1 protein-coding gene is annotated in these 614 nt (G+C 46.9%); it reads left to right on the top strand.

The window, feature by feature from the left end; genetic code table 11:
* The coding region (locus AB4496_RS25255) for an MFS transporter (RefSeq protein ID WP_372132573.1) at positions 1-614 on the top strand (614 nt) is incomplete at both ends.

Raw genomic sequence — 614 nt, 5'->3', positions numbered from 1 at the left:
GGTGTACTGGCTGACAAATACGAAAAATCTTGGTTTATACGTAAAGTTAAGCTCCTTGAAGTGGCGATCATGTCATTGGGCGCGATCGGGTTTATCTACGAAAGCTACGGGATACTACTCCTACTTCTGTTCCTAATGGGAACGCAAAGTGCCTTCTTTGGCCCGGTGAAATACGCACTGCTTCCACAACAGTTAGAAACAAAAGAGCTGGTATCCGGCAACGCTTTAGTCGAAACCGGCACATTCTTAGCCATCCTTATTGGTACTCTAGGTGCCGGTATTATTGCATCTGAAGAAAGCGCGAAGCTCATTGCTGCGGTATGTATTGTTTCTTTCGCCGTGCTTGGCTATGTATCAAGCTGCTTTATTCCACAAGCGCCAAGTAACGCACCAGATCTGAAAGTGAAGTGGCAGCCAGTAAAGCTAACCCGCGCGACACTGGCGATTGCAAAAAAAGATCGCCCAACGTTTCAAGCACTGATGTCTATCAGCTGGTTCTGGTTCCTTGGCGCTGCTTACCTAACTCAGTTTCCAAACTTCACAAAGCTCCACTTGAACGGCACTGAAAGCTCGGTTGCCTTTTTGTTAGCTCTTTTCTCGGTCGGTATTGCTAT

Source organism: Vibrio sp. 10N.222.46.A1 (assembly GCF_041473595.1).
Classification (GTDB): Bacteria; Pseudomonadota; Gammaproteobacteria; order Enterobacterales; family Vibrionaceae; genus Vibrio; species Vibrio tasmaniensis_A.
Note: the sequence above shows the minus strand (reverse complement) of the source record. Positions and strands in the feature narration are given on the sequence as shown.